Genomic DNA, 14,057 nt, shown 5'->3' with positions numbered 1-14,057 from the left:
TCAAAAGATCGCAGCCTTCGGCAGCTCCTACAGAGAAATGCAATCTCATGCAGGAACTGCCGAAGGCTGCGATCTTTTGCATTTAGGGGTCAGACGCGGGTGCTGATCCAGGATACAAGCAGCGCCAGCCCCATGCAGGCAAAGCCGAAGACGTAGAAAAACCGGTTCATGCGCAGGGTCGCCCAGTCCAGCGCGGCGTCTTCATCGGAACGCTTCTGGCGCTGAGCCTGGAGGTTGGCCATGGCGCGCTGTTCGCGGCGACGGGTGGCGTGCAGCAACCAGCCGCCCGGAAAGGCAAGGAGCAAGGCCAGCAGGTTGATCAATTTGGCGGGATGGGCGGTCAACAGCGTCATCAAATGCAGCGACATCACGAGCCTCAAGCAAACAGGTGTGACAGGCGCCGAACCGGCGACTGCGGCGCGGATTCTACCGAAAGCCTCGGTGCCTGCCCTCTCTTTCCGACAAATAACGAAGCAATTGACCAATGGCTGCCCTGCGTCACGGCTTCGTCATCTGAATACGCCAGTCTGTCGCCCCTCGAAACCGACACGGACTGCGTCATGCTCCACGCCGAAAACCAGGATCGCCTCTACCTCATCACTCACAGCGACGAACAACAAACCCTCGTCGGCAGCCTCGCCTTCAACGTTCAGGACCGCCATTGGCTGGTGTATTGCGCATTGGCCGGGCATCAACACGCGGATTTGCCGGAAGCGGATTTGCTGACCGGCGTGAGCGTGCTGGATTTCTACTCGCAAGCCGCCTGAGAACACCGATAACCCCCTGTGGGAGCGGGCTTGCTCGCGAAGAGGGCGTGTCAGTCGACATCATCGTTGGCTGAAACACCGCTTTCGCGAGCAAGCCCGCTCCCACACTTATTCGGCAAGCATGAAAAAGCCCGGGACCATTGCTGGCGCCGGGCTTTTTCGTCTCTGACAAAAATTTATTCGCCGAGGATCTGACCCACAGTCGGGTCCTTGAACAGACGCGTCAACGCATCGCTCAAAACGTCGCTGACCAGCTTGGTGTTGGTTTCCTGGTTTGGCGCCATGCCGAAACGCTGGTCCAGGGACGCACCGTAACGACCGCTGTAACGACGGTTGGCGTTTTGCACATCGGAGCGGAAGGTCGCGCCGATGGTCGCCTCGGTCACGTACATGCCCTCTTTAGGCGACTGATATTTCAGCTCGGCCAGGGTCACGGTCAGTTGCGGGGCGTTCATCGCATTGGCCGTCGGGGTGAAGCCCAACAGGCGCACGGCGGCTTCGGCCTGAGCCTGCAACTTCGGCAGGATCTGCTGGCCCTGCACGGTGATGGCGCTCGTTTCCGGATACAGGCCACCACGGGTGCCCAGGGTTGGCGACGGACGTCCGTCCACCACCCGCACCACCACCGGCTGGCCGTGGCCGACCGGTGCCAGTTGCGCCGTCAGCTTGGGTTCCGGGTTCAGTTGTTGCGGGCTGTGGGCGCAGCCGACCAGCGTCAAGCTGGTCACAGTGATCAAACCGAACAACAGGCGTTGCAACATGCTCTTCTCTCCAGAATCAGGCACAAACAGGCCGGCAGTATAGCGGTGCGCCACTGCCGCTAACTAGCGTCACGCAACGATTACTGAATTCTCTGACAAACCCTGTATAGCGCGGTTCCTGTCACAGATCGTTCACCCTCCTTTCACCTGCACGTCACGACTTGCTGACAACGTATGCGCTAATCCCCAGGAGGTCATGCACCATGCGTTTTCTCATCTCGTTGTTCGCCCCACGCCCGCTGCATCGCTGCTTCGCCCTGCTCGACCGCAACGGCCATTGCCAGGCGTTCAAACAGTGCGACCTCCAGCCCATGGGCGATGGCTGGGTCGAAATCGAAGAAATTCGCTTGAACTGGCTGAACCAGCCCCTGCCCGCCAGCGCCCGTGTCACCCAGCGCCAACCTCGCGCGCGGGCGCAGCAACTGTTGGCCACCTGACCAGACGCCTAATAAAAGTCATTAAACACGACCAATTCCCCGCGTTTCTTCGATACAATCTCCCCCCGATTATAAGGACGTCTCCTGATCGGGCCTCGCAGCATCGTCAATGACCTGGTATTGCCCTGTTATTGACACCCCGCACCGCCCACAGAGAGCCGCCCACACAGATCGAGTGAAGCTGGCGCGCTTGCTGTTCCTCTGGCAAAACCTCCACTTTTCGCGAATCTGCAGAGCTGTCATTACGCTCGGTCACTGAGCTGTTTGCCCGATTTGCCCGCCATGAATTGCCTGGCGGCCAACCACCCGGGCACGGTGCCAGGCTGGGACAGCCCTTTTTTGAGGTTCACGTCTTCAAAAGAGCGTGAAAAAAACGGGTTTTCACAACTTCACAAGAGTGTGGCGAGCAAATGAATAGTTTTGCGTCTGAACATGCACCATTAGCGTCTACAACAGCCCGACGACACAGGACCGCGTACACCTCGAATACCGGAGCCTGAAGCCTGTCCGCTACGGATTTGGTTGCACAAACGGATGTATCGACCATAAGTCGAATTGCCAGCCGCACGCTGAAATGAGTTCATGGGACTCTGATTAGGCCCGGCAGGCAGCGTCCGTCGAAGTTGCGAAAAATTGCGAAGATTCGGACATGGCGATCCTGCCATGAGTTCGAGGGGCATCACTGACTCGCCCCGGAACGCCTGGCAGCCATGCCGTCAATTTGGTGCTGCAGATTTTGGAGACGCGTTAAATGGCGCATAACGAAGCAGTCGACGTAGTACTGGTTGGGGCCGGCATCATGAGTGCCACCCTCGCCGTACTGCTCAAAGAGCTCGACCCCGCGATCAAGCTGGAAGTCGTCGAGCTGATGGATTCCGGTGCCGCGGAGAGTTCCAACCCGTGGAACAACGCCGGTACCGGTCACGCCGGCCTGTGCGAGCTGAACTACACGCCGCAGTCCGCCGATGGCACCGTCGACATCAAGAAAGCCGTGCACATCAACACCCAGTTCGAGGTGTCGAAGCAATTCTGGTCGTACCTGACCAAGAAAGGCACCTTCGGCTCGTGCAAATCCTTCATCAGCCCGGTGCCGCACCTGAGTTTCGTGCAGGGCGACAGCGGTGTTTCCTTCCTCAAGGAACGCTTCAAGGTGCTGAGCAAGCACCACGCCTTCGCGGACATGGAATACACCGAAGACAAGGCAAAAATGGCGGAGTGGATGCCGTTGATGATGCCGGGGCGTGACGCTGGCGAAACCCTCGCCGCCACCCGCGTGATCAATGGCACCGACGTCAATTTCGGCGCCCTGACCAACCAGCTGCTCAAGCACCTGACCAGCGCACCCGATGCCCAGGTCAAGTACTGCAAGCGCGTGACCGGCCTCAAGCGCAACAACGGCGGCTGGACCGTCAGCATCAAGGACGTCAACAGCGGCAACAGCCGTGAAGTCGACGCCAAATTCGTCTTCCTCGGCGCGGGTGGCGCGGCATTGCCGCTGCTGCAGGCTTCGGGCATCGAAGAGAGCAAAGGCTTCGGCGGCTTCCCGATCAGCGGCCAGTGGCTGCGTTGCGACAACCCGGAAGTGGTCAAGCATCACCAGGCCAAGGTCTACAGCCAGGCGGCCGTGGGTTCGCCACCGATGTCCGTGCCACACCTGGACACCCGCGTCGTCGACGGCAAGAAGTCCCTGCTTTTCGGACCGTACGCCGGCTTTACCACCAAGTTCCTCAAGCACGGCTCCTTCATGGACCTGCCGATGTCGGTTCGCGCCGGCAACATCGGGCCGATGCTGGCCGTGGCGAAAAACAACATGGACCTGACCAAGTACCTGGTCAGCGAAGTGATGCAGTCCATGGAACAGCGCCTTGATTCGCTGCGTCGTTTCTACCCTGAAGCGAAAGCCGAAGACTGGCGCCTGGAAGTGGCCGGCCAACGGGTGCAGATCATCAAGAAAGACCCGAAAAAAGGTGGCGTCCTGCAATTCGGCACCGAACTGGTCGCGGCCAAGGACGGTTCCCTTGCCGCCCTGCTCGGCGCTTCGCCAGGTGCATCGGTGACCGTTTCGATCATGCTGGAACTGATCGAGAAATGCTTCCCGGGCAAGGCCAAGGGCGAATGGGCCACAAAGCTGGCGGAAATCTTCCCGGCCCGCGAGAAAGTCCTGGAAACCGACGCTGCGCTGTATCGCAAGATCAATGCGCAGAACAACGTCGCGCTGGAACTGGTTGAAGCAAGCAGCGAAACCGAAAGCTACGCTTGATTCAGCCCCATGAAAAACGCCCCGTCCTCATTGAGGGCGGGGCGTTTTTTTATGCCATTTGAAAGATCGCAGCCTCGCTTCGCTCGGCAGCTCCTACAAATGGATCGCTAATACCTGTAGGAGCTGTCGAGCGAAGCGAGGCTGCGATCTTTTGACTTTAGCCGCGAGCCTTTTCGATCAGCTCGATGTACTCAGGCGCATTGCGTTGATCCTTGATCAGCGCCACAAAGTCATTGCCGTGCTCATCCTGGCCGTTGACGTCATAACCCGCCTCGACAAAGAACGTCAGGAAACGCTCGAAATCGTCGACACGCAGGCCGCGGTAGGCCTTGATCAGCTTGTGCAGGGACGGCGAAGTGGCGTCGACCGGTTCGAAATCGAGAAACAACTTGATCTGCTCATCGCCGATCTCGTCACCAATCACTTGTTTCTTATCTTTACGCATTGCCGACTCCAGCTCGCAGACATTTCACGGGGCGGGCAGTTTACCCCTGCGCGGGCCCGGCACTCAACGCGGACGAACGCTACCGGTGTGCAGATCGGCCCAGACATGGCCGTTGGCATAGCTGAGGAATTGGCAATACACCGTGTCATTGCGCAACAAGTCGATAACCACCCGGTACTGAGCCAGCGGATAAGAAAGCGTCAGGGTTTTGCTCGGCTCGTCGTAGACCGGTTTTTTCAGGCTTTTGCTTTCGCCATCGAAATTGACCAGCACCTGGCTGATCGTCGCCCCCTTGTTCAGGGATTTGCCCTTGAGGCGGATCGACAGGGGCGAAGTGACCGGGATCGGTTGCTGATTGGACTGACGCTGGCTGCCGACCACCACCGAGTACTCGGTGACCTGCAACAGCTGTTGCTGTTCGGGCTGCGCGTCACGCAGTGTCAGGTCATCCGGGGGCAGGAACTGTGCGTGCATCGGCGCCGGGGCGGCGGCCAGGGGCAGGCTCAGGGTCAGCAACAGGGCGGCGCAGCTGCGGATCAACAGGCTCATGACAGGCTCCGGAAACGGGGCCGAGCACTCTATCACGGCTGACCGCTCCCCTTGCGGGAGCGGGCTTGCTCGCGAAGACGGTTTCATTGACGCATCAATGTTGAATGTGCCGACGCTTTCGCGAGCAAGCCCGCTCCCACAATGTGAGAATCAATCGAACTGCGCGCGCATCCACGCCTGATACCCGGCGACACCCGGCTCGCCTTCACGGGGAGCCCAATGGGCCAGCTCGCCCTCGCCCACCGGGCGATACGGGCCGGCCTTGCATTCGAACATCAGGCTGTCGGCTTCCAGCACCACCAGACCGTGGAACACCCCGGTGGGCAAATCCACGCCGACGCAATCGCCACCCGCCTGCAGGACTTGCTTTTTCACCACCGTCCCGGCGTCGTCGAAGATCAGCAACCCCAGCCGCCCCTTGAGCACCAGCAAGGTCTCGGCCTTGTTGTCGCCCAGGTGACGGTGAGGTGGAATGTAGGTACCCGGTTGCAGGCCCACCGCCATCCGATGGCACGCTTCTTCCATCTGATGGAAGTTGTGATGCTGGCGCCCACGGGGATTGGCTTCGGCTTTCTCGGCCAACTCAGTGAACAGCGTTTGATCAAGAAAGCTCGGCGTGGCCATGGTTTACATTCCTTTAACGGCAAAAATCCCGTTGGCATTACGCCAGTAGCCTTTGTAGTCCATGCCGTAACCGAAGATGTAACGGTCGATGCACGGCAAACCGACGAAATCGGCTTTCAGGTCCGGGCGAGCCTTGCGGTCGTGGTCTTTGTCGATCAGCACGGCGGTGTGCACTTTGCGCGCGCCGGCGTGCTTGCAGAAGTCGATGATCGCGCCCAGGGTGTGCCCTTCGTCGAGAATGTCGTCGATGATCAGCACGTCACGGTCGATGAACGAGACTTCCGGCTTGGCTTTCCAGAACAGCTCGCCGCCGCTGGTTTCGTTGCGATAACGGGTGGCGTGCAGGTAGGACGCTTCCAGCGGGAACTGCAGGTGCGTGAGCAGCTTGCCGGCGAAAATCAGCCCGCCGTTCATCACACAGAACACCACCGGGTTGCTGTCCGCCAGTTGATCATTGATGTGTGCACCGACGCGGGCAATGGCTGCCTCGACTTCAGCTTCGGTGTACAGGCAGTCAGCCTCTCGCATGATTTGACGGATATGCTCGAGATCAGCGGACATGGCGCTCTCCAGGGGGGGTTGCGGATTCGGAAAAGCGGGCAAAGGTACGCATCCCGAACGGCCAGATCAAGCGTTTGTGGACTAACGTACTCTATGTCTATAGGACATCAACCCCGGATAGATTAATCTAGGCCGGTTTTTTTGCCCGCCGCCGGAGCCTTTCCCATGCCCATCCTCGAGATCCGCCATCCGCTGATCCGTCATAAACTTGGCCTTATGCGCCGCGCAGACATCAGCACCAAGAATTTCCGTGAGCTCGCTCAGGAAGTCGGCGCCCTGCTGACCTATGAAGCCACCAAAGACCTGCCGCTGGAATCCTACGACATCGAAGGCTGGTGCGGCACCGTGTCGGTCGAGAAAATCGCCGGCAAGAAAATTACCGTGGTGCCGATCCTGCGCGCCGGCATCGGCATGCTCGAAGGCGTGCTGAGCCTGATCCCGGGCGCCAAAGTCAGCGCCGTGGGCGTGGCCCGCAACGAAGAAACGCTGCAGGCCCACACCTACCTGGAAAAACTGGTGCCGGAAATCGACGAACGCCTGGCCATGATCATCGACCCGATGCTCGCCACCGGCAGTTCCATGGTCGCCACCATCGACCTGCTGAAAAAAGCCGGTTGCCGTGACATCCGCGCCATGGTGCTGGTGGCCGCGCCGGAAGGCATTGCCGCGGTAGAGAAGGCGCACCCGGATGTGACCATCTACACCGCTTCCATCGATCAGAAACTCAACGAACACGGTTACATCATCCCGGGCCTGGGCGATGCCGGCGACAAGATCTTCGGCACCAAGCAGAAGGACGCGTGACCATGCAGGATGAGTTCAACGATCCGCTCTGGCGCACGGTGCTGTCTGGCGCACAGATGCTGTTCGTGGCCTTCGGCGCCCTGGTCTTGATGCCGCTGATTACCGGCCTTGACCCGAACGTGGCGCTGTTTACCGCTGGCCTGGGGACGATTCTGTTCCAGATCGTCACCGGGCGTCAGGTGCCGGTGTTCCTGGCGTCGAGCTTTGCCTTCATCACCCCGATCATTCTCGCCAAGGGCCAGTTCGGCCTGGCCGCGACCATGGGCGGCGTGATGGCGGCCGGTTTCGTCTACACCTTCCTCGGCCTTGCCGTGAAGATCAAAGGCACCGGTTTCATCGACCGCCTGCTGCCCCCGGTGGTGATTGGTCCGGTGATCATCTCTATCGGCCTGGCCATGGCGCCGATTGCCGCCAACATGGCAATGGGCAAGTCGGGTGAGGGCACCGAGCTGATTCATTACCAGACGGCGATGATGATCTCGATGCCCGCCTTGCTGACCACCCTGATCGTCGCGGTGTTCGGCAAAGGCATTTTCCGCCTGGTGCCGATCATCTCCGGCGTGCTGGTGGGGTTTGCGATGGCGTTCTATTTCGGTGTGGTCGACACCGGGAAGATTGCCGCCGCACCGTGGTTCGCCATCCCCCACTTCACCGCGCCGGAATTCAACTGGCAGGCGATCCTGTTCATCGTCCCGGTGGCCCTGGCCCCGGCGATCGAGCACATCGGCGGCGTGATTGCCGTGGGCAGCGTGACCGGTCGCGATTACCTGAAGAAACCCGGCCTGCACCGCACCTTGCTCGGCGATGGCATTGCCACCACCGCTGCCGGCCTGTTCGGCGGCCCGCCCAACACCACCTATGCCGAAGTGACCGGCGCGGTGATGCTGACCAAGAACTACAACCCGAAAATCATGACCTGGGCGGCGATTTTCGCTATCAGCCTGGCGTTCATCGGCAAATTCGGCGCGCTGCTGCAAAGCATTCCGGTGCCGGTGATGGGCGGGATTCTCTGCCTGTTGTTCGGTTCGATCGCGGCGGTGGGCATGAACACGCTGATTCGCCACAAGATCGATCTGGGCGAAGCGCGCAATCTGGTGATCGTGTCGGTGACCCTGGTCTTCGGCATTGGCGGTGTGCTGGTCGGCACCGGCACCGGCCCGGATGACTTCGGCCTCAAAGGCATCGCGCTGTGCGCGGTGGTGGCGATTGCGCTGAACCTGATCCTGCCGGGCAATGACAGCTGGAAGCACAAGAAGGCGGATGAGCCTTTGTTGTAGTGGCTTGAAGACTGTGTCGCCCGTTGAATAGCTTTCGCGAGCAAGCCCGCTCCCACATCAGACCGCGATCTAATGTGGGAGCGGGCTTGCTCGCGAAGGGGCCCTCAAAAACTACAACGCTATCGGGGCTCGCTCACACAACGTGCTCAACGCCCGCGCCCACTGCGGGTCATCGTTGAGGCATGGCACCAGCACCAACTCCTCCCCTCCCGCTTCGCGGAACTGCTCCAGCCCCCGGTCACCGATTTCTTCCAGCGTCTCGATGCAATCGGCAACAAATGCCGGGCACATCACCAGCACCTTCTTCACGCCGCTCTTGGCCAGCTCGTCCAGGCGAGCCTCGGTGTAGGGTTCGATCCATTTGGCGCGGCCCAGGCGCGACTGGAACGACACCGACCACTTGTCGTCCGGCAAGCCCATGCGTTTGGCGAACTCTTTTGCGGTGCGCAGGCACTGGCCGCGATAACAGGTGGCGACCACTTCCGGCGGCGCTCCGGCGCAGCAATCGCCGCCGCCGTCGAAGCGGTGGCCGGGGTTGAGTTTTTTCAGGTGCCGCTCCGGCAATCCGTGAAAGCTCAGCAGCAGGTGATCGAAATCCTGTTGCAGGTGAGGCCTGGACGTGGCGACCAGGGCATCGAGGTATTCCGGCTGATCGTAGAACGGTTGAAGCACCGACAGTTGCACATCGAGCTTCTTCTCGCGCAGCACGCGCTTGGCTTCCTCGATCACGGTCGTGGTGGTGCTGTCGGCGAATTGTGGATAAAGCGGCGCCAGGGTGATCCGCTTGTGGCCCTGGGCAACCAGACGCAGCAGGGTCGTTTCAATGGACGGTTCGCCGTAACGCATCGCCAGCTCGACCGGCCCGTGGTGCCATTGCGCGGTCATGGCCTGTTGCAGGCGCCGGCTGAGCACCACCAGTGGCGAGCCCTCCTCCCACCAGATCGAGGCGTAGGCATGGGCCGACTGCTCGGGGCGCTTGAACAGGATCAACGACACCAGCAAACGTCGCATCGGCCATGGCAGGTCGATCACGTACGGGTCCATCAGAAACTGATTGAGGTAGCTGCGCACATCCGCCACCGAGGTGGAGGCAGGTGAGCCCAGGTTGACCAAAAGCAACGCGTGATCGGTCATGCAACATCCTTTTCAGAGGCGGCTGGACAGTTCGTCCAGGGCCGCGCGCAAATCAGTGAACTGGAAAGTGAAACCCGCCTGGAGCAAGCGCGCCGGCGTGGCCCGCTGGCCACCCAGCAGCAACAACGACAACTCGCCCAAACCCACCTTCAACGCAAACGCCGGCATCGGCATGAACGCCGGACGGTGCAGCACGCTGCCCAGGGTTTTGGCAAATTCGCGGTTACGCACCGGCTTCGGTGCGCAGGCATTATATGGACCGATGGCGTCATTGCGATGCAGCAGAAAATCAATCAGGGCGATTTGATCGTTGATATGGATCCACGGCATCCACTGCCGGCCACTGCCAATCGGCCCGCCCAGCCCCAGTTTGAACGGCAACAACAGGCGCGACAAAAAGCCGCCCTCGGCGGACAGCACCAAGCCGGTGCGCACGAGCACCACCCGAATACCCAGGGCTTCGGCGCGCTGCGCGGTTTCTTCCCAGGCGATGCACAACTGGCTGGCAAAATCATCGATGACCGGGGGTGAGTCCTCGGTCAGCTCGCGTTCGCCACCGTCGCCGTACCAACCGATCGCGGAACCGGAAATCATGACCCGCGGTTTCTGCTCACGACTTTCCAGCCAGGCCAGCAGGGTTTCCGTCAGGGTAATGCGGCTGCTCCACAACAATGCCTTGCGCTTGTGTGTCCACAGCCGGTCGGCGATCGGTGCACCGGCGAGATTGACAATGGCATCGACGGGCTCCTGGCCCACCTCCTCCAGTCGAGCCACACCCCGCACTTGAGCCCCACAGATTTTGGCAACTTTTGCGGGCGTCCGGCTCCAGACCGTCAGGCGATGACCCTGGCCCAACCAGTGCCGACAAAGCTGACGTCCTATCAAACCAGTACCGCCGGTCAGCAATATGTGCATGACTTCTTCCTCGCGTGGCGTTTTACCCTGATCACTAGTCTATTTTTATAAGCAAGGGATCTTTCTTATCGGACAGGCTCTATGGTTAACAATAGGCCAAGCTGTCAGAACCAGAACGCTGAAAGTTATACCAAAAAACAATATTGTACAGGTTTCAAGCCCGGCGTAGTCTGTACAGAAAGGTAAACGAGGCCCTTATGACTGTACCTATCGCAATCATCGGCACCGGCATAGCCGGGCTCTCAGCCGCACAAGCCCTGACAGACGCAGGGCATGTCGTCCAACTTTTCGATAAAAGCCGCGGCAGTGGCGGACGCATGTCGAGCAAACGCAGCGATGCGGGCGCGCTGGACATGGGTGCGCAATATTTCACCGCCCGCGACCGCCGCTTCGTCACCGAAGTCCAGCGCTGGCAAGCCAACGGCTGGGTCGCCGAGTGGACGCCGCAGCTGTACACCTTCCATGGCGGCCAGCTCAACCTGTCGCCGGATGAACAGACGCGCTGGGTCGGTACGCCACGCATGAGCGCCATCACCCGCGCCTTGCTCGGCGACCTCGAAGTGCATTTCGCCTGCCGGATCACCGAGGTCTATCGCGGTGAAGAGCACTGGCACCTGCAGGATGCCGAGGGCTTCACCCACGGGCCGTTCAGTCACGTGGTGATCGCCACGCCCGCCCCGCAAGCAACCGCGTTGCTGGCCTCTGCGCCGAAGCTCGCCGGTGCCGCCGCCGGAGTGAAAATGGACCCCACCTGGGCCATCGCACTGGCGTTCGAAACCCCGCTGGATACGCCCATGGAAGGCTGCTTCGTGCAAGACAGCCCGCTCGACTGGCTGGCGCGCAACCGCAGCAAACCCGGGCGCGATAACACCCTCGACACTTGGGTGCTGCATGCCACCAGCGCCTGGAGCCGCCAGCACATTGACCTGCCAAAAGAGGCGGTGATCGAACAATTACACGGCGCCTTCGCCGAGTTGCTGCACAGCGCCATGCCCGCACCGAGCTTCAGCCTCGCCCATCGCTGGCTCTACGCCCGCCCGGCCAGCAGCCATGAATGGGGCACCCTGGCCGATGCCGACCTGGGCCTGTATGCCTGCGGCGACTGGTGCCTGTCAGGGCGCGTCGAAGGCGCTTGGCTGAGTGGCCAGGAAGCCGCCCGCCGCCTGCATGAACACTTGCAGTGAACCGCATTAACCCGGGCAAATTGCTGCTGTCGAAATGGACAGCAGCGCACCCGCAAAACCGCGAAAAACACTTTCTGGTGACCGACCTGTTTCGTGATGAGGACGGCACGGTGCGGGAGGTGGAATTGCAGGCTGTTTTGACCAGGCGCAGTGAAAGGTTCGAGTGGCGCGTCTTGCAGAACAGCACCACCTGGCAATCAGGCTGGAAATAGCCTCTGGTGGGAGCGGGCTTGCTCGCGAAGCGGTGTATCAGGCGACTGAATGGTTGAATGTCAGAAGGTCTTCGCGAGCAAGCCCGCTCCCACAAGGGCAGATGGCTCCGCACAAAACTTATACAAATAATTTGACTTGCACACCTTTGAATCTATGATGAACCTATGTTGTACAGGCATATTTATCTGTACAGGTTTTGATTCCGAGGTGCTCCGATGCCCCTGCCCGCCACCAAACCGAAAATCGCCATCAGCGCCTGCCTGATGGGCGCCGAGGTGCGCTACAACGGCGGGCACAAGGCGTCACGATTGTGCAGCCGCGTCCTGACCGACTACTTCGATTTCGTGCCGGTCTGCCCGGAAGTCGCCATCGGCCTGGGCATTCCGCGCGAACCGATCCGGCTGGTCGGTCAGACGGATCGACCCGAAGCCGTCGGCACGGTCGATCGCCAGCTCAACGTCACCCGGCCATTGGCCGAGTACGGCCAACAGATGGCCGTGGAGCTTGGCGATATCTGCGGTTACATCTTCATGCAGAAGTCCCCGTCCTGTGGCCTGGAACGGGTCAAGGTCTACCATGCCAACGGCGCACCGCAGGACGGTGGCGGCCAGGGCATCTACGCTCAGGCGTTCTGCGCCCTGCACCCTGACCTGCCGGTGGAAGAAGACGGCCGTCTCAACGACCCGGTGCTGCGGGAAAACTTCCTCACCCGCGTGTTCGCCTACAGCGCCTGGCAGCAACTGCGCCAGCAAGGCCTGAGCCGTCGCGGCCTCACGGACTTTCATTCGCGCTACAAGTACTTGCTGATGGCCCACAACCCGGTGCAATACAAAACCCTGGGCAACCTGCTGGGAACCATGGGCAGCAGCGATCCGCGAGAGCTCGGCCCGCGTTATTTCAGTGAGCTGATGGCGGCCTTGAAAAAGTGCGCCACCCGCCGCACCCACACCAATGTCCTGCAGCACCTCAGCGGCTATTTGAAACAGGCGATCAGCGCCGAGGACAAGCAGGAAGTGCAGCACGTGATCGGCCAGTACCGCCTGGGCATCGTGCCGCTGGTGGTGCCGCTGACCCTGCTCAAGCACCACTTTCGCCAACACCCGGACCCTTACATTGCGCAGCAGGTTTACCTGCAACCGCACCCGGAAAACCTCAGCTTGCGAAACGCCATCTGATGAAAACGCTCATCGACAGCAGCGCCGGCGAAGGCCTGGGCGGGGACTTTAAAAAAGCCCTCGACGAGGGCTGGCTGCCGATTCGCGAGGTAGCCCGGCAAACCGGCGTCAATGCCATCACCTTGCGCGCCTGGGAACGGCGCTATGGCTTGATCGTGCCGCAACGCACGCCCAAGGGGCATCGGCTGTTCTCTGCCGACCATGTGCAACGCATCCTGACGATCCTGACCTGGCTCAATCGCGGTGTCGCCGTCAGCCAGGTCAAGCAATTGCTCGACACCCCGCAGGCCTTCAGCGAGTCCGGGGAAAACGATTGGCAACGATTGCGCCAGGCATTGTTGCAGGCGGTCACTCAACTGACCGAGCGCAGCCTGGACGACACCGTCAACCAGGCCATGGCGCTGTACCCGCCGCGAACCCTGTGCGAACAACTGTTGATGCCACTGTTGTCGGAACTGGAACAACGCTGGCAGGGCCAGTTCGGCGCACAGATGGAACGGGTGTTTTTTTATTCCTGGCTGCGCAGCAAGTTCGGCGCGCGTATCTACCATAACAACCGTCAGCTGCATGCCTCGCCACTGCTGTTGATCAACCATTCGGACCTGCCACTGGAGCCGCATCTGTGGCTCACCGCATGGCTGATCAGCAGCGCCGACTGCCCGGTGGAGGTGTTCGACTGGCCGCTGCCCGCCGGTGAACTGGCGCTGGCGGTCGATCACCTGCAACCCCGGGGCGTCCTGCTGTATTCCAGCAAAGCCATGAACCTTTCACAACTGACGAAACTTTTGAACGGCGTCAGTTGCCCAAAAATGATCGCCGGACCAACGGTGTGTATTCACCACGCCGAGTTGTCCGCGAGAACTTCCGTCATCGCTGATTTGTACCTGGCCGAAAATCCGTTGTTGGCACATCAGGTGCTTGCTCAGCGTGGACTCATTTAATGGACACCTC

17 protein-coding genes are annotated in these 14,057 nt (G+C 60.6%); 9 read left to right on the top strand and 8 right to left on the bottom strand.

What is annotated here, in order from left to right; translation table 11 throughout:
• Positions 1-89 precede the first annotated feature (89 nt).
• On the bottom strand, positions 90-368 hold the full coding sequence (locus F8N66_RS21710; protein ID WP_150772139.1) for a hypothetical protein: 279 nt from the start codon (positions 366-368) through the stop codon (positions 90-92).
• A 192-nt stretch (positions 369-560) separates the two neighbouring features.
• Here F8N66_RS21710 and F8N66_RS21705 point away from each other — a divergent pair, with 192 nt between their 5' ends.
• Positions 561-767, top strand: a complete 207-nt coding sequence (locus tag F8N66_RS21705; protein ID WP_150772468.1) for a hypothetical protein — start codon at positions 561-563, stop codon at positions 765-767.
• 176 nt (positions 768-943) lie between these two features.
• Here F8N66_RS21705 and F8N66_RS21695 read toward each other — a convergent pair whose 3' ends face one another.
• Positions 944-1,528, bottom strand: coding sequence for a YajG family lipoprotein (locus tag F8N66_RS21695; protein ID WP_150772138.1), 585 nt, complete (start codon positions 1,526-1,528; stop codon positions 944-946).
• Between the two features lie 203 nt (positions 1,529-1,731).
• Between F8N66_RS21695 and F8N66_RS21690 the strand changes: the two genes are divergently transcribed.
• The gene (locus F8N66_RS21690; RefSeq protein WP_150772137.1) at positions 1,732-1,965 is read left to right on the top strand and encodes a hypothetical protein; all 234 of its coding nucleotides are present in this window, start codon (positions 1,732-1,734) and stop codon (positions 1,963-1,965) included.
• Positions 1,966-2,716: 751 nt separating this feature from the next.
• Positions 2,717-4,225, top strand: a complete 1,509-nt coding sequence (mqo, locus tag F8N66_RS21685) for a malate dehydrogenase (quinone) (protein WP_150772136.1) — start codon at positions 2,717-2,719, stop codon at positions 4,223-4,225.
• 157 nt (positions 4,226-4,382) lie between these two features.
• Here the strand turns inward: mqo and F8N66_RS21680 are convergent, their stop codons facing one another.
• From F8N66_RS21680 to F8N66_RS21665, 4 genes are all read right to left on the bottom strand, one after another.
• Complete coding sequence (locus F8N66_RS21680) at positions 4,383-4,670, bottom strand: PA4642 family protein (RefSeq protein WP_150772135.1); 288 nt, start codon at positions 4,668-4,670, stop codon at positions 4,383-4,385.
• Positions 4,671-4,733: 63 nt separating this feature from the next.
• Complete coding sequence (locus tag F8N66_RS21675) at positions 4,734-5,219, bottom strand: hypothetical protein (protein WP_150772134.1); 486 nt, start codon at positions 5,217-5,219, stop codon at positions 4,734-4,736.
• A gap of 150 nt (positions 5,220-5,369) precedes the next feature.
• On the bottom strand, positions 5,370-5,843 hold the full coding sequence (locus F8N66_RS21670; RefSeq protein WP_150772133.1) for a WbuC family cupin fold metalloprotein: 474 nt from the start codon (positions 5,841-5,843) through the stop codon (positions 5,370-5,372).
• A gap of 3 nt (positions 5,844-5,846) precedes the next feature.
• On the bottom strand, positions 5,847-6,404 hold the full coding sequence (locus F8N66_RS21665) for a hypoxanthine-guanine phosphoribosyltransferase (protein WP_046818972.1): 558 nt from the start codon (positions 6,402-6,404) through the stop codon (positions 5,847-5,849).
• A gap of 165 nt (positions 6,405-6,569) precedes the next feature.
• Here F8N66_RS21665 and upp point away from each other — a divergent pair, with 165 nt between their 5' ends.
• Together upp and F8N66_RS21655 are read left to right on the top strand one after the other, a co-directional pair.
• Positions 6,570-7,208 carry a uracil phosphoribosyltransferase gene (gene upp, locus F8N66_RS21660; RefSeq protein ID WP_150704774.1) on the top strand — a complete coding sequence of 213 codons (639 nt, stop codon included), beginning with the start codon at positions 6,570-6,572 and terminating at the stop codon, positions 7,206-7,208.
• A gap of 2 nt (positions 7,209-7,210) precedes the next feature.
• On the top strand, positions 7,211-8,485 hold the full coding sequence (locus F8N66_RS21655; RefSeq protein WP_150772132.1) for a uracil-xanthine permease family protein: 1,275 nt from the start codon (positions 7,211-7,213) through the stop codon (positions 8,483-8,485).
• A 111-nt stretch (positions 8,486-8,596) separates the two neighbouring features.
• On the opposite strand, the gene hemH is transcribed toward F8N66_RS21655, so the two are convergent.
• Both hemH and F8N66_RS21645 read right to left on the bottom strand, forming a co-directional pair.
• Positions 8,597-9,619 (bottom strand): ferrochelatase, encoded by a 1,023-nt coding sequence (gene hemH, locus F8N66_RS21650; protein WP_150772131.1) that lies wholly within the window; start codon positions 9,617-9,619, stop codon positions 8,597-8,599.
• 12 nt (positions 9,620-9,631) lie between these two features.
• Positions 9,632-10,534, bottom strand: coding sequence for a TIGR01777 family oxidoreductase (locus tag F8N66_RS21645; protein ID WP_150772130.1), 903 nt, complete (start codon positions 10,532-10,534; stop codon positions 9,632-9,634).
• A gap of 197 nt (positions 10,535-10,731) precedes the next feature.
• On the opposite strand from F8N66_RS21645, the gene F8N66_RS21640 reads away from it, so the two are divergent.
• From F8N66_RS21640 to F8N66_RS21625, 4 genes are all read left to right on the top strand, one after another.
• Positions 10,732-11,718, top strand: coding sequence for an NAD(P)/FAD-dependent oxidoreductase (locus F8N66_RS21640; protein ID WP_150772129.1), 987 nt, complete (start codon positions 10,732-10,734; stop codon positions 11,716-11,718).
• Positions 11,715-11,930, top strand: a complete 216-nt coding sequence (locus tag F8N66_RS21635; RefSeq protein WP_150772128.1) for a TIGR02450 family Trp-rich protein — start codon at positions 11,715-11,717, stop codon at positions 11,928-11,930. Before F8N66_RS21640 ends, F8N66_RS21635 begins: the two co-directional genes overlap by 4 nt.
• 216 nt (positions 11,931-12,146) lie before the next feature.
• Positions 12,147-13,106 (top strand): YbgA family protein, encoded by a 960-nt coding sequence (locus tag F8N66_RS21630; RefSeq protein WP_150772127.1) that lies wholly within the window; start codon positions 12,147-12,149, stop codon positions 13,104-13,106.
• Positions 13,106-14,047 carry a MerR family transcriptional regulator gene (locus F8N66_RS21625; protein WP_150772126.1) on the top strand — a complete coding sequence of 314 codons (942 nt, stop codon included), beginning with the start codon at positions 13,106-13,108 and terminating at the stop codon, positions 14,045-14,047. Before F8N66_RS21630 ends, F8N66_RS21625 begins: the two co-directional genes overlap by 1 nt.
• Positions 14,048-14,057 lie beyond the last annotated feature (10 nt).

This window comes from Pseudomonas fluorescens (assembly GCF_902498195.1).
Taxonomy (GTDB): Bacteria; Pseudomonadota; Gammaproteobacteria; order Pseudomonadales; family Pseudomonadaceae; genus Aquipseudomonas; species Aquipseudomonas fluorescens_BU.
Note: the sequence above shows the minus strand (reverse complement) of the source record. Positions and strands in the feature narration are given on the sequence as shown.

Coding starts and splice junctions, on each gene's coding strand:
- F8N66_RS21710 (WP_150772139.1), bottom strand. CDS start 368: ATGTCGCTGCATTTGATGACGCTGTTGACCGCCCATCCCGCCAAATTG.
- F8N66_RS21705 (WP_150772468.1), top strand. CDS start 561: ATGCTCCACGCCGAAAACCAGGATCGCCTCTACCTCATCACTCACAGC.
- F8N66_RS21695 (WP_150772138.1), bottom strand. CDS start 1,528: ATGTTGCAACGCCTGTTGTTCGGTTTGATCACTGTGACCAGCTTGACG.
- F8N66_RS21690 (WP_150772137.1), top strand. CDS start 1,732: ATGCGTTTTCTCATCTCGTTGTTCGCCCCACGCCCGCTGCATCGCTGC.
- mqo (WP_150772136.1), top strand. CDS start 2,717: ATGGCGCATAACGAAGCAGTCGACGTAGTACTGGTTGGGGCCGGCATC.
- F8N66_RS21680 (WP_150772135.1), bottom strand. CDS start 4,670: ATGCGTAAAGATAAGAAACAAGTGATTGGTGACGAGATCGGCGATGAG.
- F8N66_RS21675 (WP_150772134.1), bottom strand. CDS start 5,219: ATGAGCCTGTTGATCCGCAGCTGCGCCGCCCTGTTGCTGACCCTGAGC.
- F8N66_RS21670 (WP_150772133.1), bottom strand. CDS start 5,843: ATGGCCACGCCGAGCTTTCTTGATCAAACGCTGTTCACTGAGTTGGCC.
- F8N66_RS21665 (WP_046818972.1), bottom strand. CDS start 6,404: ATGTCCGCTGATCTCGAGCATATCCGTCAAATCATGCGAGAGGCTGAC.
- upp (WP_150704774.1), top strand. CDS start 6,570: ATGCCCATCCTCGAGATCCGCCATCCGCTGATCCGTCATAAACTTGGC.
- F8N66_RS21655 (WP_150772132.1), top strand. CDS start 7,211: ATGCAGGATGAGTTCAACGATCCGCTCTGGCGCACGGTGCTGTCTGGC.
- hemH (WP_150772131.1), bottom strand. CDS start 9,619: ATGACCGATCACGCGTTGCTTTTGGTCAACCTGGGCTCACCTGCCTCC.
- F8N66_RS21645 (WP_150772130.1), bottom strand. CDS start 10,534: ATGCACATATTGCTGACCGGCGGTACTGGTTTGATAGGACGTCAGCTT.
- F8N66_RS21640 (WP_150772129.1), top strand. CDS start 10,732: ATGACTGTACCTATCGCAATCATCGGCACCGGCATAGCCGGGCTCTCA.
- F8N66_RS21630 (WP_150772127.1), top strand. CDS start 12,147: ATGCCCCTGCCCGCCACCAAACCGAAAATCGCCATCAGCGCCTGCCTG.
- F8N66_RS21625 (WP_150772126.1), top strand. CDS start 13,106: ATGAAAACGCTCATCGACAGCAGCGCCGGCGAAGGCCTGGGCGGGGAC.